The sequence below is a fragment of the Wolbachia endosymbiont (group A) of Pipizella viduata genome, assembly GCF_964028555.1.
Classification (GTDB): domain Bacteria; phylum Pseudomonadota; class Alphaproteobacteria; order Rickettsiales; family Anaplasmataceae; genus Wolbachia.
Map to the genome: position 1 here is coordinate 497,075 of NZ_OZ034787.1, position 23,258 is coordinate 520,332.

At 32.5% G+C, this 23,258-nt stretch carries 14 protein-coding genes; 3 read left to right on the plus strand and 11 right to left on the minus strand.

Going from position 1 to position 23,258, the window contains the following annotated elements; genetic code table 11:
• The first annotated feature begins 85 nt into the window (after nucleotides 1-85).
• Nucleotides 86-991: a DMT family transporter gene (locus tag ABWU50_RS02260; protein WP_353275339.1), complete on the plus strand. Its 906-nt coding sequence runs from the start codon at nucleotides 86-88 to the stop codon at nucleotides 989-991.
• 47 nt (nucleotides 992-1,038) lie between these two features.
• Nucleotides 1,039-2,346: a UDP-glucose dehydrogenase family protein gene (locus ABWU50_RS02265; RefSeq protein WP_353275341.1), complete on the plus strand. Its 1,308-nt coding sequence runs from the start codon at nucleotides 1,039-1,041 to the stop codon at nucleotides 2,344-2,346.
• Nucleotides 2,347-2,363: 17 nt separating this feature from the next.
• On the opposite strand, the gene ABWU50_RS02270 is transcribed toward ABWU50_RS02265, so the two are convergent.
• From ABWU50_RS02270 to ABWU50_RS02315, 10 genes are all read right to left on the minus strand, one after another.
• Nucleotides 2,364-3,509 carry an MFS transporter gene (locus ABWU50_RS02270; protein ID WP_353275342.1) on the minus strand — a complete coding sequence of 382 codons (1,146 nt, stop codon included), beginning with the start codon at nucleotides 3,507-3,509 and terminating at the stop codon, nucleotides 2,364-2,366.
• Nucleotides 3,510-3,649: 140 nt separating this feature from the next.
• The gene (locus tag ABWU50_RS02275; RefSeq protein WP_353275344.1) at nucleotides 3,650-4,693 is read right to left on the minus strand and encodes a threonine aldolase family protein; all 1,044 of its coding nucleotides are present in this window, start codon (nucleotides 4,691-4,693) and stop codon (nucleotides 3,650-3,652) included.
• Nucleotides 4,690-5,739, minus strand: a complete 1,050-nt coding sequence (locus tag ABWU50_RS02280) for a threonine aldolase family protein (protein ID WP_353276328.1) — start codon at nucleotides 5,737-5,739, stop codon at nucleotides 4,690-4,692. Before ABWU50_RS02280 ends, ABWU50_RS02275 begins: the two co-directional genes overlap by 4 nt.
• Nucleotides 5,723-7,516, minus strand: coding sequence for an ABC transporter ATP-binding protein (locus ABWU50_RS02285; RefSeq protein WP_353275346.1), 1,794 nt, complete (start codon nucleotides 7,514-7,516; stop codon nucleotides 5,723-5,725). The genes ABWU50_RS02280 and ABWU50_RS02285 overlap by 17 nt, the downstream gene beginning before the upstream one ends.
• Nucleotides 7,517-8,506 carry a phytanoyl-CoA dioxygenase family protein gene (locus ABWU50_RS02290; RefSeq protein ID WP_353275348.1) on the minus strand — a complete coding sequence of 330 codons (990 nt, stop codon included), beginning with the start codon at nucleotides 8,504-8,506 and terminating at the stop codon, nucleotides 7,517-7,519.
• 4 nt (nucleotides 8,507-8,510) lie between these two features.
• Nucleotides 8,511-10,187, minus strand: coding sequence for a WG repeat-containing protein (locus tag ABWU50_RS02295; RefSeq protein WP_353275349.1), 1,677 nt, complete (start codon nucleotides 10,185-10,187; stop codon nucleotides 8,511-8,513).
• Nucleotides 10,148-12,475 (minus strand): glycosyltransferase, encoded by a 2,328-nt coding sequence (locus ABWU50_RS02300; RefSeq protein WP_265017293.1) that lies wholly within the window; start codon nucleotides 12,473-12,475, stop codon nucleotides 10,148-10,150. Before ABWU50_RS02300 ends, ABWU50_RS02295 begins: the two co-directional genes overlap by 40 nt.
• On the minus strand, nucleotides 12,432-13,385 hold the full coding sequence (locus ABWU50_RS02305; RefSeq protein ID WP_353275352.1) for an NAD-dependent epimerase/dehydratase family protein: 954 nt from the start codon (nucleotides 13,383-13,385) through the stop codon (nucleotides 12,432-12,434). Before ABWU50_RS02305 ends, ABWU50_RS02300 begins: the two co-directional genes overlap by 44 nt.
• Nucleotides 13,386-13,510: 125 nt before the next feature.
• Complete coding sequence (locus tag ABWU50_RS02310) at nucleotides 13,511-14,260, minus strand: NTP transferase domain-containing protein (RefSeq protein WP_182183378.1); 750 nt, start codon at nucleotides 14,258-14,260, stop codon at nucleotides 13,511-13,513.
• A gap of 120 nt (nucleotides 14,261-14,380) precedes the next feature.
• The gene (locus ABWU50_RS02315) at nucleotides 14,381-21,805 is read right to left on the minus strand and encodes an ankyrin repeat domain-containing protein (RefSeq protein WP_353276146.1); all 7,425 of its coding nucleotides are present in this window, start codon (nucleotides 21,803-21,805) and stop codon (nucleotides 14,381-14,383) included.
• 55 nt (nucleotides 21,806-21,860) lie between these two features.
• On the opposite strand from ABWU50_RS02315, the gene ABWU50_RS02320 reads away from it, so the two are divergent.
• Nucleotides 21,861-21,992, plus strand: coding sequence for a hypothetical protein (locus ABWU50_RS02320; RefSeq protein WP_353275988.1), 132 nt, complete (start codon nucleotides 21,861-21,863; stop codon nucleotides 21,990-21,992).
• A gap of 183 nt (nucleotides 21,993-22,175) precedes the next feature.
• Here ABWU50_RS02320 and ABWU50_RS02325 read toward each other — a convergent pair whose 3' ends face one another.
• Nucleotides 22,176-23,255: an ankyrin repeat domain-containing protein gene (locus ABWU50_RS02325; RefSeq protein WP_353276147.1), complete on the minus strand. Its 1,080-nt coding sequence runs from the start codon at nucleotides 23,253-23,255 to the stop codon at nucleotides 22,176-22,178.
• Nucleotides 23,256-23,258 lie beyond the last annotated feature (3 nt).

Genomic DNA, 23,258 nt, shown 5'->3' on the forward strand with positions numbered 1-23,258 from the left:
GGGGACGTACATCAGAAAACTTTTATATTATTAGTTTTGTAGTAAAATTATATGAGTACATCGTATCTATTAAATCAGAAGCTTTATGGATTACAGATTGAGAGCTTATTTGTTTGGGGTTATCTGGTTTATACTTAGCTTACTTAGTAGTGTAGCTAATGATACTATATCAAAATATCTAAGTTTACATCTTCAGAGTTTTGAAATAATTTTTTTCCGCTTTCTGTTTACCACTATTACCCTTGTACCTTTTATGTTTTACTATGGAATAGAAGCTTTTAAAACAAGTCAAATATCTATTCAAATAACTAGAGGAGCACTGTTGTTTTGTGGAATGGTCTTATGGACCTATGGATTGAGTACTTTCCCCATAGTAACTGCAACGATTATAAGTTTTTCTATACCATTATTTGTTATATTTCTTGCAATCCCTTTACTAAACGAAAATATAATTTGGCAAAGATGGATAGTAACTATTATTGGTTTTGTTGGTATTGCTATTACTATCAAAGCTCATAGTGAAGACTTTAATCCTAAAATTCTTATTTTTATTGTATCTGCATTAATCTTTGCTATATTAGACATACTTAATAAGAAACTTGTGATAAAAGAGTCAGTAATAAGTATGTTATTTTATTCAGCTCTAATGACAACTGTTTTTTCTACTCCACCTTTGTTATTTTATTGGCATATGCCTTCCTTGTTGGAATTAGTATTACTGCTGATTTTGGGAATTAATTCAAATCTAATTTTGCTCTTTATGTTAAAAGCTTTTACTCTTACTGATGCTACTGCACTTGCACCTTATAGGTACATAGAGCTAATAATTTCTGCAATAGTAACATACGTTATATTTAATGAATTACCTGATAAAAGTGTTTTACATGGTACTTTGATATTAATACCGTCAACCTTATTTATAGTTTACTCGGAAGGTAAGGCAATTAAGAAAAATAATGTAACAACAAAAGTTTATGACTCTCATTGTTAATGGTATTTATTTTAGATGCTAAGCTATATTTTTAAGGTGATAATAAAATGCACATAACTATTATAGGAGTAGGGTATGTAGGCTTAGTATCTGGTACAATGTTATCGGAGCAGGGCCATAAAGTTGATTGCATTGACATAAATACTGAGAAGATTGAACTTTTGAAATCAGGGAAAATTCCTCTATATGAACCTGAATTAGCAGATTATTTAGAGAATAATATAAAGTCACAAAGGATAAGATTTTTCGATTCGTATTTTCAAATAAATCCCAATACAGAAGTAGTATTTATAACTGTAGATACTCCATCAGACTCCCTAGGAAATGCAAATTTAAAGAATGTATATAATGCAGTAAGTGAAGTTTCTGAGAGAGTTAATCAAGATTGCTTAATAGTGATAAAGTCAACTGTTCCTCCTGGTACTGCAGAAAATATATATAATTATTTATCTAATAAGGGCTATAACTTTGATTTGGGGGTTAATCCAGAGTTTCTCAAGCAAGGCTCTGCAGTATCAGATTTTTTATACCCAGATAGGATAATAATAGGAGTAAAAACTAAGCTAGCTAGGGCAAAACTAGAAGTTATATATAGATCATTTATAGATAAGAATATTCCGTTAATAGTCACTGATACAGTTACTGCTGAAATGATTAAATATGCTTCTAATGCTTTTCTAGCAACAAAGGTTGCTTTTATCAATGAGATGGCAGATTTATGTGAGCTATTAGGAGCAGACATTGACCTTTTAGCTAACAGTATGGGAATGGACCATAGAATAGGTAAGGAATTTCTCAAAGCTGGTCCAGGATTTGGAGGATCATGTTTTCCTAAAGATTTATCGGCCTTAATAAGGCTTGCTGAAGATCACAATGTCAAGCTACAAATTTTAAATTCAGTTAAGGAATCTAACTATAATCATATAACAAACATTGCTAAAAAGGTAGAATATCTATTAAATGGAGTCCAAAATAAAAAAATAGCAATATGGGGGCTAACTTTTAAGTCTGGTACTGATGATGTAAGAAATAGCCCAGCTATAGATATTGCACAATTGTTAGTGAATAACAAGGCTAAAATTACTGCATATGACCCAATGGGGATGGATAATGCTAGGCAAGTTCTAAAGGATATAGAGTACGCGGACAATGCTATAGGGGCTGCAAGGGACGCGGAAGCCTTGTTATTGTTAACGGAGTGGAAAGAATTTAAAAATCAAGATTTTGCAAGTTTAAAGAGTATTATGACTGCACCTAATGTTTTTGATTTCCGTAATTTATTAGATAGCGAGCTGTTACTAAGATATGGTTACCATGTTTATTCCTTGGGTAAAAAATCTATCTACAAAGTTTAACTGTTGAGAAATATTTTTTACACCGCTTTACTTAGTTTTTTAAGGTCTTTGCTTGATAATATGGAAAAGCAAACGAGTGCAACAACAGAGCAAATGGAAAAAAATGAAAACATAATACTGTTACCACAGTGCTTAACAAGTACTCCTAAGAGCACGCATGAAAATATTGAACTTGCAATATACCCAAATAATCCTGTTAAGCTTACAATTGCACATACATTATTTTGTGAAGCAATTTCTACAGCTATAACACCTGTCAGTACTTGAACTCCAAATATAAAGAATCCTGATAAGATTGCACCAAGGTTCATAAGAATTATGTTTTGACCAAAGTTCATTGCAATAAAAGTGAGTGCTATACCCAACATGTAAAGTAATGCCAGCAAGCTTCTATTTTGAAAGAAGTACATATCACTAATTCTTCCTGTGATTAAAGTTCCAAGGATTCCACCTAAATCATATACACCTGTTATTAGTGAGGATTGTACAAGAGAAATTTGTAATTTATCCCTTAAAATTATAGGAAACCAAAAGAAGATTCCCATTTTTATAATATAAGCACAAAAAGTAGCACAACATAGAAACCATATGGAACTTGTTACCTTGATACCTATTTGAGATTTATGCACCTTATAATAGGTAGTAAAGTTGGCACTTTCTTTGTAATATGCTTTTAATATTATATAAATTCCAAAAAGTAAGCATAAGAGACCAGAGTACAAAAATGCACTCTTTGCATCATACATTTTTATTATACTTGGTAATACAATTAAAGTAATACAAGAACCAAGTTGCTGAGATGCGCTCATAACTCCCCATGATGATGCAATTGAAGAGAGGCTAGAGTTTGTAACCATAAACTTGGTAATAGCTGGCCAACCTAACCCTTGTGTCCAAGCTAATAATATTAATGTTAACAGTAATAAAGTTAGATTATTATATGATAAAGTTATACCAATGGTTAATAATCCAGTTGCAATATTGCATAGCCCAAACATAAATAGTGGATTATTTTTGGAGTCCATGACTATTCCATTAACGAATTTTGATACTCCATAAAAAAAAGAAAAGCAGGCAAAAAAATAGCTTAATTTTACATGGTCAGTATCTATTAACAGTGGTAGAGCAATTGGTATACTTTGTCTTGATAAATAAAGCAGCATATATCCACAGAAGAATAGTAAATATTGAAAGAAGACAAAGTTCACACCTATTCCCAAATAGCTCTATGCAGATGCCAGCATAATACTATATTGGTATAATATTATTTGACAAGAAGTTTGCAAACAATTAGTGCAGAAAATTACTTACTTAGTATCTTTCTTATAGCAGATACAGTAATATTAATATCTTCATAGCTTATATCTCTATGTGTTATAGCTCTGATTTTACCTTTGATGTTAGCCATTCTAATTCCATAATTTGTTATTAGTACGTTTATTAATTCTTGAGTAGATATACAATTATTACGTAATGAGAAATACGCTATATTAGTTTTATATAGGTCAATATCAATTATAACTTGATCTATGGAGTCTAGGCCTTCTATAAGGTGCTGCATTTTTTTATGATCTTCTTCTAAAGAATTTACATTATTACGTAGAGCATATAAACATGCAGCTGAAATAATGCCAGCTTGGTGCATACCTCCGCCAATTTGAAACTTATAGTACCAAGCTTTTTCAATAAACTCTTCACTTCCAAGCAATATTGCGCCCATTGGAGCACCTAATCCTTTACTAAAATCAATGAATACCGAATCAAAATAACTTGCATACTCTTTTGGAGATATTTTAGTATGAGCACAAGCGTTGAACAGTCTTGCTCCATCTAAATGAGTGAATACGTCATTCTCTTTGCAGAGACTTGAGATCTCTTGAATATATTCTAAAGGCCACACAGCTCCACCACCAAAATTTGTCGTTTGTTCGATAGAAACAAGCCCAACTCTCGGAATATTTCTTAAACTAGGACGAGTAATAAACTCAACAATTTGTTCTCCAGTAAATATTCCTCTCGTACCTTTGATGGGCAAAGGAGTGGCATGTGCCTGGGCTGCGATCAAGCCAGATTGTACTATGAGCGGATGTGAAGTTTCATCAAGCAGCAAGTAATCACCAGGTCTTTGAATGTGTACTTTATAAGCAATTACATTGGACATCGTTCCTGAAATCAAAAAGATTCCTGCAGGTTTACCTAATATTTTACATGCGGTTGCCATTAATTCGTTCACAGTTGGATCTTCACATGCAGCTTCGTTTCCAACTTTTGCTTTAGCCATCGCTTCCCTCATTTTAGCTGAAGGGTCAGTGTTTGAATCGCTAAAGAAATCTATTTTTATTCTCATATTAAATTTAACACAACCTCCTTTATAATTTCAGCAGCTTTCATGATGTCTATTTCCTTTGTGCCAAGATGGGTAACTGCTCTTATATGAGACTCGAGCCAAGGAAAAAGCAATAAACCATAAGCTTGGCACTTACTCAAGAAAACCTCATTAGTTACATTTAGTGCTTTTATACTAAAGCTTACTATATTAGTTTCTGGATAAGGTCGTACCAGTTTTATGTGTGGAATTTCTTTAATCTTATCTGCAAACAATTTAGCGAGCTTATTATCTTCTTTAAGCCTAGAGATATTATTCTGTAGTACGTATTTTGCTGCATTAGCACAATACCCTATCTGATGATAACCACTACCTAGCCAAACCTGTAGCTTTTTAGCCCTTTCAATTATCTCTCTTTTACCCATAAGCATTGAACCAAAAGGAGCGCCAAGTCCTTTAGTAAAAGAAAAGCTCATTGTATCCACATATTTAGCATAATCTGCTAAAGCAATATTTGTTTCGATATGAGCATTAAATATTCTTGCACCGTCTAAATGAAGATTTACATTGTGAGCTTTTAAAAAGTGATATAACTCGACTTGTTTTTCAAAAGGATAAATTTTACCATTAAACCCATTTATACTATTTTCTATAGAAACAAGACTCACCTGAGCAAAAATTTTATACCTCGGCTTAGAATTAATAGCATATTCTACTTCATCAACATCTAAGATTCCGCTATTATTTCTAATACAATTAAATACGATATTATTTACTTTTGCATTGCCTGCGCTATCGAAAAAATTAACGTGATAATTATAATGAGTTATTAGTTCATCACCAGGACTTGTTTGACTGGCAATGGCTAATCTATTTGCAAGCATACCGCTGGTTACAAATAATGCTTCTTCTACTTTGAATAATTGTTTGCAATATTCTGATAAGTCATTACAGCTTTTGTCTTCACCATAAGCAAAATCTCCAACAGTTGCATTACTTATTGCATGTATAACGTTGGAGCTCTGCAGAGTTGTAGTGTCGCTTCTCAGATCAATAATTTTTTCCATCTTCTTTTTTGCCATTCAAACAACCAATTTGAGCATTCCAAAGTTCTTTATAAAGACCGTGTTTAGAAACTAGTTCAGCGTGTTTACCATCTTGGACAATTTTTCCTTTGTTAAATACTATAATTCGGTCCATGTGTAAAAGTGTAGAAATACGGTGTGCTATAGTAATCGTAGTTTTATTTTTCATCAATTTGAATAAACTCATTTGAATTGTTTTTTCTGTTATAGAATCTAACTGACTAGTTGGTTCATCGAGAAATAATATTGGAGCGTTTTTTAAAAATGCCCTTGCTATTATTATTCTTTGTCTTTCTCCTCCAGATAGTTTGATGCCTTTTTCTCCGACTGTAGTTCCATATTGATCTGGTAGAGTCATAATGAAATCGTGAATACTAGCCAGCTTTGCAGCTCTCATTATTTCTTCGATAGTAGATTGAAGTCTACCATATATGATGTTTGCTAAAATAGTATCATGAAATAACAATGGGTCTTGAGGTATTACAGATATTTGTTGCCTCAAAGAACTCTGTGTAACTTCTGATACTATTTGATTATCAATCTCTATATTACCTTTTTTAACATCAAATAGCCTTAGGATTAAGTTTATAAAAGTAGATTTACCACCTCCAGAATAACCAACTAGACCTACCTTTTCGCAAGGATTAATGGTAACTGAGAAATCTTGAAATAATGGCTCCTGACCTTCATAAGAAAAAGAAACATTGTTAAACGTTATTCTTCCACTTAATAAATTTAATTCTTTAGCATTTTCCTTATCTTGAATTTCTGGTACGGTATTCAAGATTGGCAATGCATCTGAAACTTTGCCGAAATGAGTAGAAAATTGGGTAAGATTTCTAGTTAGATGGTTAAGAAACTCTATAATCGATATATTAATTCCAAGTACAAGGGCAATATCTCCTATTGCGATCTTGTTCAATTGATAATCATGAATTAAAAAATACAAGTTTACTGCTTGGAGTATATCAAATGAATAGCCATATATAAACCAAAGCCAAAAGTATGCCCATTGTAATTTTCTCTCTGCAATAGTTCTTTTCTTGCATATTTGAAAAAATTTGTGTCTCTCATGTGCTTGCTGAGAAAATAACCTTACTGATATAACATTTAAAATACTATCTGCTATACTAGCTATTACTTTTGAATTTTGTTTAGAGTAATTATCAGCTAGTTCAGTAAGTACACGAAAGCTGAAAATCGAGACTAAAATAAAAATGCTTACCCAAGTGAATGTAGCGATTGCAAACTTTATGTTTACTAATGATAAGGTATAAATAGCTAAGACTAATGCTATACTGTAACCGAAAAAACAATCTATAAGCAATCTTATTAACTCTATCACACTATCCATTAAGCTACTGACCTTATGTACTAAGCTTCCAGATAAATTGTTCTGATAATAGGAATGGTCTTGTTGGAGTAGCCTACAAAAAGATATATCAGCTATTTTTTGACGCATTAAGGTAAACATTCGAATGTCAACAAAATAGCCATAGAATCTAAAAGCAGTAGTGATAAGTAATGCCATGCCAAGATAAGCGCTTACAGGTAATAAAAGATTTTCAATTACATTACCTTCCTGATATTTTACAGCTGTATCTAGAATATTTTTTACTAAATACTTTCTAAAAGACAAATCAACAGCTACCACCAGAGCAACTAAAGACATTATAAGTACATTAAGCTTGAATTTAGATACTATATTCAAGATGAACATCAATACACATTTGAAGCTATCAACTCTACTTCTGTTCATTTACAATGCTAGCTCCACTACTTTGACTTTTTTATTGAGAAATACAAGTAGTGAAAACCATAAATTTTTGTATATTTTTCCTGAGATGTCTCCAGCATCATGTAGTGCTGATGCTTGATTTAGAATAAGCAGCTTATATAAATCTCGCTTAGCCTCAGTAGTGTCGATCTCAGAGATATTTTTAGTTGTGTCTGCAATAAAGGCTAACCAGCTCTTGATAAGTTCTTCCATGTTTTTTGCTTTTATACTTTCCTGGTAGCCAAACAATGACAAGCATTCTCTCAGTATAGATTCTGTTAACTCACCACAATTGAGTATACCAAAAACTGAAGGCTGAGGTTTTGGCACATAGGGAAGGTCTTGATCTTTTATAATCCACCTTGTTACATAAGCAAATCTATCTTTAGCATCTGTATTCTTATCACTACCATGCCATAACCGGGAATCAAAAACTATTGCATCTCCTGCTGAAATAGGTAGTGACTTAATTTTGTAATTTTCTCGGTTATTTGAGTGCTGATCAAAAAAATATGGGTACCAAAAATCAACTAAAGGCTGTATTTCCCATTTATGACTGTTTTCTATAATTTGTAGTGCACCTGAAGTTTCACTGACATTATTCAAAGCTAACCAAACGGAAAAGTGGTAAGGATCATTAAAACTATAGGAGATGTCTTGATGGAAGGGAACTGCATCTATTAAATCAGCAGTTTTACATATAACATTTGATTTTTTCTGCAGTATATGACACTGAAGTGATTTTTCAAGGTAATTTTTAATAATTTTATCTAATGCTTGAGAGATAATTCTAGTTACTTGAGATGACGTGCCCCATCTGCCGGTACAGTTTAAGTAGTCAGAAGTTGAAACACTTAGTTCTTGGGATAGCTTTGATATCTTATTTGTTATATCACTTAAAGACTGAGTTATTAGCTCTAAAGGAACCAGATTTTTGATAATAAAAAAACCATTTTTTTGTAATGTTTCCATATGATTAACACCTGACATCAATAACTGATAAGTAATCTGTTAAAGATATAACAGCAAAAATTTTGAATCCTTTTACTTGTTTGAGTATTTTTTCCCAATCGCTTAATGTTCTTAGTTTACCTCCTGTTTCAACCATTACATTAATATCTACAGAGCCTCCAGCTGGAGAGCGGTAATCTAAAATAGTTTCTATCAATAAAACACGAGATATTCCTTTGACCAATTTTAAATAAGATAATACTTTATCATCATCATAATGCTGTAGAAAGCGGCAAAAGACACCTAATTCATAATTTGTAGCTGATAGTTCTTCCTGAGTTATAAGTTTGACTTTTAAATTTTCTACTAACTGTCTTGGCACTTTATGTTCGTTATATAGGCCTATGGAACCTTTATTGTGTATATCAGAATAAGCAAGAAATAAAGAGTGTACACCAAATAGCAATATATTCTTAGCACCATCTATATTAATCCTAGAATTAAACTCTTTAGTATCAAACCTAGAATATCCTAGCAATGCTTGGTAAAACGCTATTTTCTTATCTTCTGATGCTTCTCTTTCCTTAAAAGATTCAAATGAAGAGATTGACTTCTGTTTTAGTATATCGGCAATCTTTAACCAATTCTTTTCAGCGGCAACTCTCGCCCACATTATTGATGCTTTTGGCAAAAATGGTATTTCCTTAAAACACTTACCTTTTAATGATAGTTGCCACAAGTCGTTGTTCTTATCATAATCAATAAACCCTACTTCCCACAACGCCCTTAACAGCCTTTCTAGATTTGGTACGATAATGTTTAACTTTTTAGATAAAACCGGCATAGTTGCAGGTAAAATATTTAACAAATCAAGTTCAATAGCAACGCTTGTTAGGTACGTTTTCCAAAAGGCTGAAAGTTCTGCAGAAATCCTATGCACTTGAGATTCTTTACCTAAATCAAAAATACTAAACTTTACATTTCCGGTAATATCGATTTGTCCTAACACACCTTCAAAAGTTTCAACTTTTGCCATGCCATTATAGAATGCTTCTACCATTTTAAATCTCTGCTGGTAAACAGGATTACCATTAATATCTATATGAAACCAACCATGTTGATCTTCTGCAATAGAATATCCTTTATGAAAAACATTAAGTTTTTTATACCATTTATTATGTACTAACTTTCCATGATGATTAATATGTGTAGCTTTACCATCCTTATAGACTACAGCGATACCATCCTTAAAATCTCCAACATAATCATATTCCTCCTGATAAATCCTGTTGCCATTTAAATTAATATGAAAACATTTATCATGTCTTCTAACTATACAAGCATCTTCCTGATAATTTCCAATCCATTGATACGACTGTTTGTATACTCTACATCCAGATGAATCAATATGGTAACACCCTGTATCATCTTCTACGGCCGCTCTATTAAAGTAGAATCCAAAAGTTTTTAGAAATCTATTATGATAAACTGCTTCTCCTCTTACATTGATATGATAAGCACCTGTCTGATCATAAACCGGTGCAAGACCGGGCTCATGAAATTTACCAACCTTTATAAACCTATTTTCATACAAAGGATTTCCTAGTAATTCGTGAAAGCTCTCACACGGTGAAATTTTAATAGATTTAAGATTATCTTTGATTAATTGATCAAAGGTTTTCTCATGTTGCATGTTTTGCATAATTTATAATTTAAATAATTCTTTTGTAAGCTTAGGTACTCACTACTCTGCCATATTTCCTCGAGTTTAACCTCATTAACATTACCAAAATTTCCTAATGTCTTACGGAGTTCATCTGGAGCACAGCAAGGACTAAACTTTCCTTCATTGTTTATCCATGCTTCTTTACCTAAAAATGGGCATTGACCACCTGGAGCCAAATCCTTAATACCTTCTTGAGAAAGGATTGTGAAATTTTCTAATTTTATCTTTTTACCATTTGGCAATAGCATATTATCTCTAAGTTCGTATAACCTTCTCACCTCCGTGTTCCATCTACTAATTGCTAACTCATCTCTTCTCATAGATAGATCCTTAATTTCCTCAAAATGTGCCCAAAGATGATGTCCTTTAACTCTATCTATGCCGTTTTTTATGGCCATCTTAACTATGTCATAGAGTTCATGTAAATTACTTTCCAAAAATGTTAATTGTAAAGTAACGGTACACCTTTCACCTGTATCGCTAAAGTATTTATCTCTAACTTCAAGGAAAGTTTTTAAGTTTTCTGTCACTACTTCCCATTTTGAACCTTTCATGATTCTTTCATGAGTTTCTTTAGTTGCCCCATTCCAGGAAATCTTAACATCAGATAAAATTGGTACCAATAGTTCAGCCCATTTTCTAGCTCCTTTAATGGGAAAAGAACCATTGGTCGTGAGGTTAAGCTTCAGGCCGAACTCATGGCACAAATTGATTATTTCATCAAAGCTTTTGTACATTAAAGGCTCACCCATAGTAGAAGGAATGATTTCCCTTAAAGGTGTACCAGCTGCTTCTTTAATTACTTTTCTGATAGTTTCTATTGATAGTATCTTAGGTTTTATTCCTTTAGCTTTCTTCTCTTCTTTAACTTTACTGTATGGTGAAAAACATTCGCACATTATACAAGAAAAATTGCAGTAATCTGGATTAGTATCAAAAGTAATTCTCCAAGGACCGGGTTTAACAGCTACTGATTTGCCTTTCTTTTCAATAGCATTACGGTAAATCTTGTTAAGTTTTTCAGTATGCTCACTTATAGAAGGTATATTTCCATTTTCAGTATAAGGATAGCCTTTTTGGGTAAGTTTATTGTATAACTCCTGATTTGTAGATAGGACTTGCATTTTTTCTGATAAACTACTTGCATCTCTGTGCTTAAACAATAGTCCATCTCTTACATATTCTGCCATGCCACCATAATCGGCTGTTATAACTGGTATTCTAAGTTGCTGTGCTTCATGTATTACTAACGGTGAATTTTCACCCCAAATTGAAGGAACGACTATTGCATCAACTTTATTAAATACGTCAGTAACTATATTCTTATTATCATAACTTCCCATCCACTCTATTCTTTCTTTAACAACAGGTGAAAACTGATTGGCAATCGCTTTTAAGGCTTTAGTTTCTTCTCTTGCTGCTCCCCAAATTCTAAGTTTTACTTTAGATGATAAGTGAGAAAAAGCTTTCAATAATAGATCAATACCTTTTTCGGGAGTATGAGTACCAATATAACCGAAAATAAACTCTTTTTCTTGTGCTCTATTTCTATTCTTAAGACGATTGAGATCAAAACCATAATCAAGATAAGAAATTTTGTTTATCGGAACATTAAAATCCTGAGTAAATTTGTCCATCAAGAATTTCGATGGGGAAATAAAGTAATCTATATAGTCTATTATTTTCCTTGTGTGCTTCATTCTAGTTGCAACCCATTGTTCCCAATAATTTATGTCTAAATTCAGGAATTCTTTATCTCCTGTAAAATATCCTTTGTAACATTGGGTTGCACATTTTTGATCCTTTTGTCCATCACAAAGCCGTAACAAATCTTCAGAATTGCGTTGAATAAACCTTCCTCTTGGACACATTAACCAAAAGTCATGTAGCGTAAAAATTGTAGGTATATTTTCTTTAAAAGCAATTTCTGGTAAAGTAATTGATAGATGATTAAGATGACCAAAATGTATAAGATCTGGCTGAAAGTTATCTATTACTCTTTTAAATTGTATATCTACTTCTTCATTGATAAATTTGTAACGATATTTAGCTATGGGTATATTAATTAAATGCAGTAAGATTCGAGAATCACTACGATCTAGGACTGTAGTGTAATAAAAATCAGGTAAAAAGCTATTTTCATACCTAGTAAATACTTGTACCTCATTGTTATTTGCTAGTTCATGAGCAAGAGTTTGGCTATAAACCTCTGAACCAGCACTATAATAAGGAGGGTAACCATGAATAACTTTTAATATTTTCATATATTACCATATCTATATTGTTAGGATATTCTTGTGTATTGTTTTGTAGACTTTTTATAAATTTACTTAATCCTACTTCTAATGAATGTTTTGGAGACCAACCAAGTAGCTCTTTAGCTCTAGTAAAATCACCATAGAACTTAGTTACGTCAAAATTTCTTGGAGGATAAAAATCAATTCTAGAATCACTTTTCGTGACTTTTAATATTGTTTTTGCTAAGTTTTCTAAAGTACATGGGCTATTAGTAGTAAGATGAATAGCAGGAAGAGAAGATTTTTCGCTTTGTAAATATTTAACAGTTAAGCATATACCCTCTATAACATCATCCAAATAGGTAAAATCAAAAACACATTCTTTACCTTCTATTTTAATTGGATCACCTCTTAATGCATTAATACAGAGTGCAGGAATTACTCTACTGTTATGATCTAGTAAACCACCGTATACATTTGAAAAGCGTAATATTGCTACATTAAAATCTTTTGAACTTGTTATTTGTTCCTCAATAAATGCTTTACCTTTGGCATAATTATTTATTGGATCGATACTAGCAGATTCTGTAACTGGCAGTTCCTTCTGCTCTCCATAGACTTCCCTACTACTTGCATATATAAACCATGGTTTATTTGAAAGTGACTTAAATAACCCTAAAAACTGCATTGTACCATCAACATTAATTTTTCTACACAGTTCAGGATAAAGTTCACCATGTATAACTCGAGAAATTGCAGCCAGATGAATAATTCCTGTACACTTAGCAAGTAGTGGTACTATATCTTCTGAAAAAAAACTGAGTGGATTGTTGTGAAACCTAATATCACAGCTTATTACTTCATGGCCCTGGTTTTCTAACTTTTTCACCAAGGTTGACCCTATCAAACCTGCAGCACCTGTTATTAATATCCCCATGTATACCCTCTCACTACAACTAGGAAAATTTGTCGTACCAATTATCTTACAAGTAAGAATCAAAAGGTATTATAAAACCAGTATAAAACAAATGTCAACTTAAATTAATGAATAAGAAAATGTAGTTATGAAAGAAAAGTTGGCCGCCTTTTTTTTTGAAAATAGTGTTCGGCTTTAATCAAATCCTCTTTATTATTTACTCCCATTGCTTCTCTTTCATCAGAAACTACATAACCTACACTCAAGTTATTGTTTGCTGCAATGGGTACTATATCATTAAGACAATATTCATTGGTCGAATTATTAAATTTTATTTCTTTTACTAAGGTAAAAAGATCTTTAGCATATGAAACTATTATTCCAGAGTTTGCAAGAAGCATTTTATCTCCATTTTTTAGGATTTTTTGAACATTTCCGTAATTATCAATTACTAATCTTCCATATTGTTCATCTTGACTATTGAATCCAAGAAGAACTAAATTATTATACTTTAAACAATCAGTCATTTTCATAACTGTATCACTAGATATAAAGGGAGTGTCTCCATACTGTATTAAAACTATGTCTTGATCAGATAACTCCTCCAGATTTTCTAGAGCAATTTTAACTGCAGTGCCAGTACCTGTAATATCTTCTTGAATTATTAGTTTTATATTGTATTGATCTATTATACTTTTTAGGGTATCAAACTTTTCTAAATCTTTTAGAAGGGAGTTGTTAACAACAATTGATAAGCTTTTTAGACTCAGCAATTTTGCATTAGAAATTATATGTTCTAAAAGAGTAAGATTTCCCACTTGGTGCAACGCTTTTGAATATTCAGAATTCATTCTACTGCTCTTTCCTGCTGCTAATATTATCAAAATGTTACTCATACATGACTTAGGGATTGATTAGATAGTAAGTTAATTTATAATTAATAAGATGTAAAGCCCACTATAATTTTCTAAATGATCTAGATCTTGGCACCCTCATTAGAGTTTCATTTAAGAGAGCTATAACTTCAAACTCTTTACTCTATTTTCTACGCTGACATCTTGTAAACTCTGATCTGGACTTTTTAATATTTCTAATAATCTACTTGCAAGGTTTAAGTGTTTATTAATTACTGCAACCTGGACTAATGACTTGCCTTGATCATCACGAGCATTTGTTACAGCTACGCGCTCATCAGGTTTTATTGCTTTCAGCTTACTGATAATTTCAACATTACCATTTTTTGCATTCTCAAATAGCTCTTCTACTAATTTCAATAGGTTAGTAATATTTTGGTCTCGAGAAAGATCAAGTGGTGCTTTACCTTCTTTATTCTTGATGTTATAAATTGCACCATGTTTTAATAAAGATTTTACAACTTCCAAGGAGCCACCTTTAGCTGCAACATGAAGTGATGTAGTACCACTAGAAGTAGTTTTAGCATTAACAAAGTCATTTAATTTATCACGACTGATATGTTGTAACAGAACCTCAACAATTTCTTTGTAACATTTGGAAGTAGCAGTGTGTAATGGTGTATTACCTTTATTAGTAACTTGACTAACATTAGCTCCATTTGTTAGTAAGATGTTTACAATATCTATGTGTCCATTGCTAACAGCGTAATGCAACGGTGTTCTTCCATCAATATCTTTATCGTTGGCATCAGCTCCATCTTTTAACAGACGCTGAACAGTTCGTATATCACCTTTACTAGCAGCAATGTTGATATCTTTCTGCAGATGCTGGAGAACCTCTGATGCTTCGCTACCCTCAAGCTTAAATCTAAAATTAATCATCTCTATCTTTTTTAAAATATCTAAAACACTCGGATGACTTGGTCCAAAAACAGCTTTTCTTTGATCAAAACTTTCTCTGTAGACTTTAAGTGCGCTGATCCATTTCCCTTGAGCAAAAAGTACATTTGCTATGTTGTATTGAGTATTCAAGGTTTCTGGGTGATTTTGTTGTAAAGCTTTTTTCTGGATATTTAAAACCTCTTGAAAAGCTTTCAAGGCTTCATGATATTTATTTTGATTGAAGAGTACCCCAGCAATGTTATGTAACGTTCTCAAGGTATCAGCATGATTAATACCTAAAATTATTTTCTTCTTTTCAAAAACCTCTTTATAGATTTTTAAGGACTCTTCGTATTTACCTTGGTTAGCTAGTACCATTGCTATATTATTTTTGGCACTCACAGTGGCTAGATCATGTGTACCTAGTGTTTCTTTCCTCTTTTCAAAAACTGCCCTATTGATATTTAACGCTTCTTCATATTTTCCCTGTTTATCTAATACTAATGCCATGTGAAACTGAGTATTTAAGGTATCTGAATGATTTGACCCTAGTATTTCCTTTTGTCTCTGATAGACTTCTTGATAAATATTAAAAGCTTCTTCATCTTTCCCCTGTCTATGCAGCACTAAAGCGATTGTACTTCTTGTACTTAAAGTATCCTTATCGTTTAAATCCAGCATTTCTTTTTGTTTCTGAAAAATCTCTTTAAGCATATTTAAAGCTTCTTGGTAAATTCCTTGCTTATATAGCACTTTGGCTATATATGTCTGAATATCTAAAGTACCAGGATTGTCTGGTCCTAGTATTTCTTTTCTTCTTTCAAATGCGCTTCTGAAAATACTTAAGGCTTTTTGGTAATTGCCTTGATTCAAGAGCACTAAAGCTGTATCAATCTGAGCGGATACGTCACTTTGCGATATCTGCTTCAACTGCTCGACTTTTGAAAAGTTACTATGTACTGCAGCAACTACTAACGTTTTGTTCTCTCTATTACGAGCACTCATCACTGCTTTTACTGTATCAATATCCTTTATCTTATTTAGGTCATTAATAACTTGAGCATTACCATCTTTAACCTTTTTAAATGATTCACTGACTAGTTTAAATAAGCTAGTTATACTTTTATCCACAGTAAAATCTGATGGTGTTTTCCCACTGTCAGAGACAGCATTGTATACTGCACCATTAGATAATAGGGCCTTTACAACTTTTAAGTGAGAGAACTTAGCAGCATAATGCAGAGGAGTAAACCCCTTGTTACCAACCACATTAGGATTAGCTTTATTTTGTAATAGAATATTGACAACTCCATCATAGCCCTTCCATGCAGCATAATATAATGGTGTTACACTATCAGCATTTTTGGCATTAACAAACGCTCCTGCTTTAATGTAATTCTCAACCTCTGAAGAGCTATTACGTTTTACAGCCTCAAATAATTTCTCAGTTGATGCTAATAGATTGATAACGTCTTTATCGTTAGTCATTTCTAATGGTCTTCTACAAAGCTTGTCAACAGCGTTATAAACTGCACCATTTTTTAATAAAACTTCAATAACGTCTTTATAACCAAAATTAGCAGCAATATGCATAGGGGTTAAGCCATTAGTATCTTTAGCATTAACGTCAGCACCTTGTGCTATCAAATACTTTACAACTTCTAACCGACCTTTCATTGCAGCATAGTGTAGTAATGTCTGGTTAGCTGTACCAAGCTCATTAATACTCAACCCCTTGCTAAGGAAAAACTCTACGGTATCTTTATAACCTTCTCTAGCTGCAATGTGTATAGGCTTTGATCCAGAGGCATTTTTAGCATTAATATTAGACCCTTCATCTACTAGACATTTTACCATTTCCAAGTTACTTTCCTGTGAAGCAATGTGCAGTATAGTCCAATCATCATTGCCTTTAGCATTCATATCTACTTTTTTATACTGCAGTAACATTTTAACCACTTGCAAATGACCATGTGCAACTGCTAATTCTAAAGGTGTTCTGCTCTTATTGTCCTTAACATTAACTTTTGCTCCATTACTTAATAGGACTTCAATAACATTAACATGGCCGTGTCCTGCAGCTATATGTAGTGGAGCACCTTCAACATTTACAAAGTTAACGTTAGCCTTGTTTGCTATCAAAATTTCAGCAACTTCTTCATGGCCTTCTTGTGCCGCAAGATATAATGGTGTTGTACTATTAATAGTCATAGCATCAACATTGGCTCCCCTTGCTATCAGAGCATTTACTATTTCCTTGTGGCCTCTTTTAGCAGCCAAATGTAATAGTGTAGCATCTTCAGGACCTTTCATATTAGTACGGGCCTTGTTTTTTAGCAAAATCTCTACAATATCCCTATAACCAGCGAGCACTGCTAATGATAAAGGTTCACCACCTTCTGCATTAACACTAGCTCCATTTTCTACAAGAACTTCAACGATTTCCTTATGATTATGCTTAATAGCAGAAAGCAATGGTGTTAGGTTGTTACTCTTAACATTAACATTGGCTCCATTTGCTACCAGAATCTCAACGATTTCCTTATGACCTGCTTCCACAGCTACATGTAATGGTGTACTGCCTGCAATACCTTCCGCGTTAACTTTAGCTTTATTTTTTATTAAAAGATTAACAACGTCTTTATGGTCTTCTACAACAGCTGCATGTAACGGTGTAAGACCATAATTAGCTTTAGCATTTACTTCAGCTTTATTTTTTATTAGGAAAACAACAGCATCTCCACGGCCATTTAGAGCAGCTGAATGTAATGGTGTCATACCATCATTAGTTCTAGCATCGACTTCAGCTTTATTTTTTATCAAGAGATCAATAACATCTTTGCTACCGTTCATAGCAGCTGCATGTAATGGTGTACTACCCTTAATGTCTTGAGCTCTAACTTCAGCTTTATTTCTTATTAGGAGTTCAATAATATCTTTGTGACCTTTCAGAGCAGCTACATGTAATGGTGTTAGATTATTATTGGCTTTATCATTGATTTCTACTCCATTTTTTATTAAAAGCTCAGCAACTGCCTTATGACCACTCTCTGCTGCATAGTGTAATGGCGTAGCATTATTTTTATCTTTAGCGCGAATGTTAACCCCATGCTCAAGAAGAGCAACAACTATCTTCAAGTGGCCACTCTGCACTGCAAAATGTAGTGGGGTTATACCTTCCACAGTGGCAATACTAGCATTTGCCTTATTTGTCAGTAAAGCCTTAACAATTTTCTCATGTCCATCTTTTGCTGCGTAGTGCAAAGGTGTGTTATTATAGGTTTTGTCAACAACATTAACATGAGCTCCATGCTTCAATAAAATATTAGCTATCTTTTCATGACCGTTTTCTATTGCATAGTGTAATGGTGTACAACCATTTATGACACTAGCATTAACATTTGCCCCTTTCAGAATTAAAGCGTTTACTATTTCCAGATGGCCATTAAACGCCGCTGCATGTAATGGTGTCCAATCTCTGTCATTTCTAGCATTAACGTCTGCCTTATTTTGAAGTAAGAAATTAACTAACTCCAGGTGACCACTTTCTGCAGCTTCATGCAATGGAGTAAAGCCACCCATGGCCTCATTAATATCAACATTCGTATCTTTTTCTAGTAGAACCTTAGCAACATTAACATGATTATTTCTTATTGCATAATATAAAGGTGAAAGACCACTCATATCTTGAGTAACAGTACTGGCTTTATTTTTTAATAAAACCTCAACAGTATCCTTGTGACCATTTTGGGCTGCAATGTGTAGTGGTGTTTTGCCATGATTATCTGCATCATCAACATATAAACCAGCTTCCCCTACAAAAAACTTCACAATATTTTTTCTTCCATGTGCAGCAGCGATCTGTAGTGGGCTTTGACCATTAATATCTTTAACATTAACGTCTAAATTTTGATTAAGAACAAATTTTACAATTTCAAGACTAGGTCCCTTAGCAGCAAAATGTAATGTAGTCCATAAGTTAATACTTCTAGCATTGATGTCTGCTCCTTTTTTGAGATAACTCTTTAAGTCTTCGAGATTCCCTTCTTCCAATGCGACAAACATTCTTTCCTGATTAGTAATAGTAATAAGACCTTGATCGTATTTATCCTTCAATTTGGAAGGATCGTCTCTCACTAACTTGCCAACTTTTTTCTTACTTTTCATTATGTTTTCTGAAGTAAGTTTTTTAGCGTTTAAGATAACTGCTATTGAGGGATCAGATAACAATACATCAACCAAGGCATTATCGTGTGCTAAGTGATTACGCAAACATTTTCCAGTTAGTAAAGGAGTATTCTCATCTAAGAAAAGTAAATTGTTTTCTAGATAATTCTTTGAGCTGCCTAAGATTGACATTATATCCAGAACAAGCATTTCTACTACTGCTTGCAATTTCTTATTACTCTTATAGGAAGGGAGTTTTTCAATTAATTTACCACTCAATGCGTTATTCCTTAAAATACTTTTCAGTTCAGATAGCTTCAGTGTAAGTTGGTTATTATATTTTTCTTCTGTTATATTGTAAGTCTTCTTTTGTTTGTATGCAGGAATAAAAGAACCTTTCTCATTCAACTTTTCTCTTAATTCCTCAATCCATTTGATATCACCTGTTCCAAATTCAGCAATATAAAAAATTTCGTAAGTTAATCTATTTACTTCATCAAGGTTGTCTTCTTGTATTCTTGACTTAACACTATGAGAAATCTTCTTCGATAGCTCAGCAATCTCTTTAAGGCTGTGAGATTCTATTCGGGGAACAATATTCTCTAATGTTTTATTAGCACGAAATTTCATTCCCCTAATAACGTTATGGTCAATCTTATTATCACTAAAGCCAATACTTAAACTCTTTAATAATGCAAACCCTGTAATATAATCAGTTCTGATATTTTCTGATTGAGTTCCTGCACAATTGATTATGTTATTAATTTTATTAAACAGCTCTTGCTCGTGACTTGTCTTTTCAGTTACACTATTGCTTAGTTCTGCAATGAGCTTTTTAAGCTTTTCGTGTTCCATTGTTACAAAGTTTCCTGAGATTATTTCATCTAATTTAGCGTTGCTAAACGCTTCGGTGACTTCTTTTATCTCATCCAAGTTCTCACTATTAATAATTTTTTTTAGAAGCATTCTGATAGTTTTAATTTTGTTGTCATAAAGAATACTAGTAATCACATCACCAACTTTCTTAGTGTCATTTTGAACACCAATAAAAAAATTAACATCTGTATTTTCCTCAATCTCTGTTCTTTTAGAGAGTGAATAAGCATGTGATAGTGAGTTACGTAAATCTATAATGACTTCTCTTGTGTTCTTTGGTAATGATAGTAGAAGAAGCTCGCTTGTAGTGCTAGATAACTTGGGAGATTCTAGAGTGTTTTTTAAATATTCACCAATAACCTGTAAAACCCTTGTAATAATTAACCGTCCTTCCCTTTCTTTAGGATTAGCTGATAATGCCAACTTTATATAATCACTTATTTTCTCTAAAGAATGAATATCCCTAATTTGTTGATAATCGCTATACAACTCTCCAAATTGAGGATAATTGCTAACGATCTCTGCAACAACCCTCTCACGTTTTAACTTCGGGAGATCAGCAAATTTACCAATGTCCACACCTTCTATAATATCTTTTTCTTCTTTAAGTTTCTTTGCAAAATTTTCCAAGTGGTCTAGTATTTTACTTTTATTCAATGTGGCATTATAGAATAGATTCATTTCCTGTCGTTTTATGTGAGAAGAAACAAAACTGATCAAACAAAATTCCATTTCTTCCCAAGGTAGTCTATCGTAGGTTGATTTCAACTGCCGCTTTAATATATGAATATTTTGTGCAATAAATTTTGCTATGAATAAAAACTTTTCATCTACTTTTTCTGTGTTTGAATACTCTGCCTTTAACAGGCTAATATTTTGAAGTACTAACTCAATCCGCTCTCTTATGTTATTAAGATAACTCTTCACATTCTGATCTTGTCCAGAAGCACTAGAGAAAAAACGGAGGTTTATCAACTTATTTTCAACAAAAATTTCTATCTCTTCTGACAAGAATACGTTCTTTAGTTTTAATTCCTCATAAGCTCGTGAAAGAATTTCATCTAATTCCCTGAAATGAACAGCAAAATAATTACCTGGCCATTTATTAATGAGTGTATCAAGAAGTTCAACATTACCTGAACGTATAGAATAATAAAACGCATTATGGCATGTTTCATCCTCATCATCTGGTAATATAGTAGTTTCTCTGATGCCAACAGATAAATTACTGAGAATTTTACTATTACTGCCAAGTAGGTATTCTAAAATCTTTACCTTATTATGTTTACAAGCTAAGATAACTAAGTTAGTACTCTTAACAGGGTTGTTAGCATTATCATAATAGTCTCTCAAAGTTACTTGATCTTCTGCATCACTTATGTAATCAATAAAGTTGCTTAATTTTTTTAAGCTATCGACATTACCATCTGATATTGCCTCTTCGAGTTCAGTTAAAATCAGGAGATAAAGTTCTTTAGCTTTTGCTTTTCTGCAGTAGAGTTTTTTATATTCTCTAATAAACTCCTCTTTTGATGTGTAAGAACGTGATAGAAACTGTTTATCTTCTTGATAAAAGCTGGTTTGTTGTTTAGATACATGCATAAGCTCTCTCTGAGATATATTTACACCAGTATTAGAATAGCAAAGTTTACTTAATATGGCAAAAATTAAAATAGCATCTTTTGTTAATAAAATATTTTTGAGAGAATATCTACTAATCCTGCAATTTCAGGACGAAAAGCCTTCACAACATTTGGTTTTGGGTGTGGGAAGTGTGTTGGTTGTTTAAATTATTAGTAACACCTACTAATAATAACCTGTTTGAAAACAACAAAGAGAAATGATGATTAACTTACATAAAAAAGCACTAAGTTTAGTGTTTTGGCATTATAGCAATCTCTCATGTATCACCTCTCTGGAACCATACGACTAATTGTTGTTCATAAAAATCTAGTACTGACAAAAAATATATTTATTCTAATCTTGCACGTTTGGTATCATTACTTATAGAAGTTTCATAAAGTCTTGTACTCGTTTCTACGAGATTATTTAAGAAACTTAAAGATTGAAAAGTACGCTTATTGGAATCATCAAACGCTACTGTAAAGTTTAACAAGTTATCATTAGATAGATATTCAGTTATATTATATGTAGAATCATGGTCCAGAATAATTTTCTTTTCTTTGGCATCTTGATCTGCTACATCTAATTTAGTATAAAATTGTATCTTACTTAGCTTATTTAATAAATCTGCTCTTTCTAAAAAAGGTTTTACCTTATCTAATATGATATCATTATATATAGGATAGCGTATGGAATAATCAATTTTTGCTAGTCTTACAGATAATTGATTATTGTATAGTACATGTATGTTGAAGTTATTTGTAACAAATTCATATAGTGGAAGGCTATCTTTTATTTCATCTGTTTTCATTTGAAGAATTTCACAAACACAGTCATCTAGATAACTTGATAATTTACTGTAATTACTGCATCCTTTATAAGGAGATAAGTCAATAATTTTTCCGTAATCCTTATTGAAGTTCCTTACTAAAGTAAATTTAATCAACAATTTAGCGCATGCTAGATCACTTACAGCGTTATCTAAAGATGTGGAACAATTATCATAAAGCCGTCGTTCACGATTTCTTATGTTAATATCAGCTCCATATTCTAATAGTTCTTTAACTACTCCCAGATTTTTACCACTTTTTTTTACAGCATGGTTCAGTGCAGTATTGCCTTTACGGTTTGTTGCATTTACATCAGCACCATGTTTCAGAAGTTCTCTAACTAATTCTAATTCCTTCCCCATTGTTATAGCAGAATGTAGTGGAGTTTCACTATACATGTTTCTTGCATTAACTTCAGCACCACCTAATAAAAGCTCTTTAGTAATTTCTACACTACTAGTAGTATGAAGTAACGTATCTCTATTCCTTTCTACTCTAAGGTTAGCATCAGCATCTGCAGACAAAAGAGCTTTAACTTTTTCTAAGTTTCGTTCATAGACTGCTCTTTCTAATTCCTTGTTAATACTATTATTTAGCATACT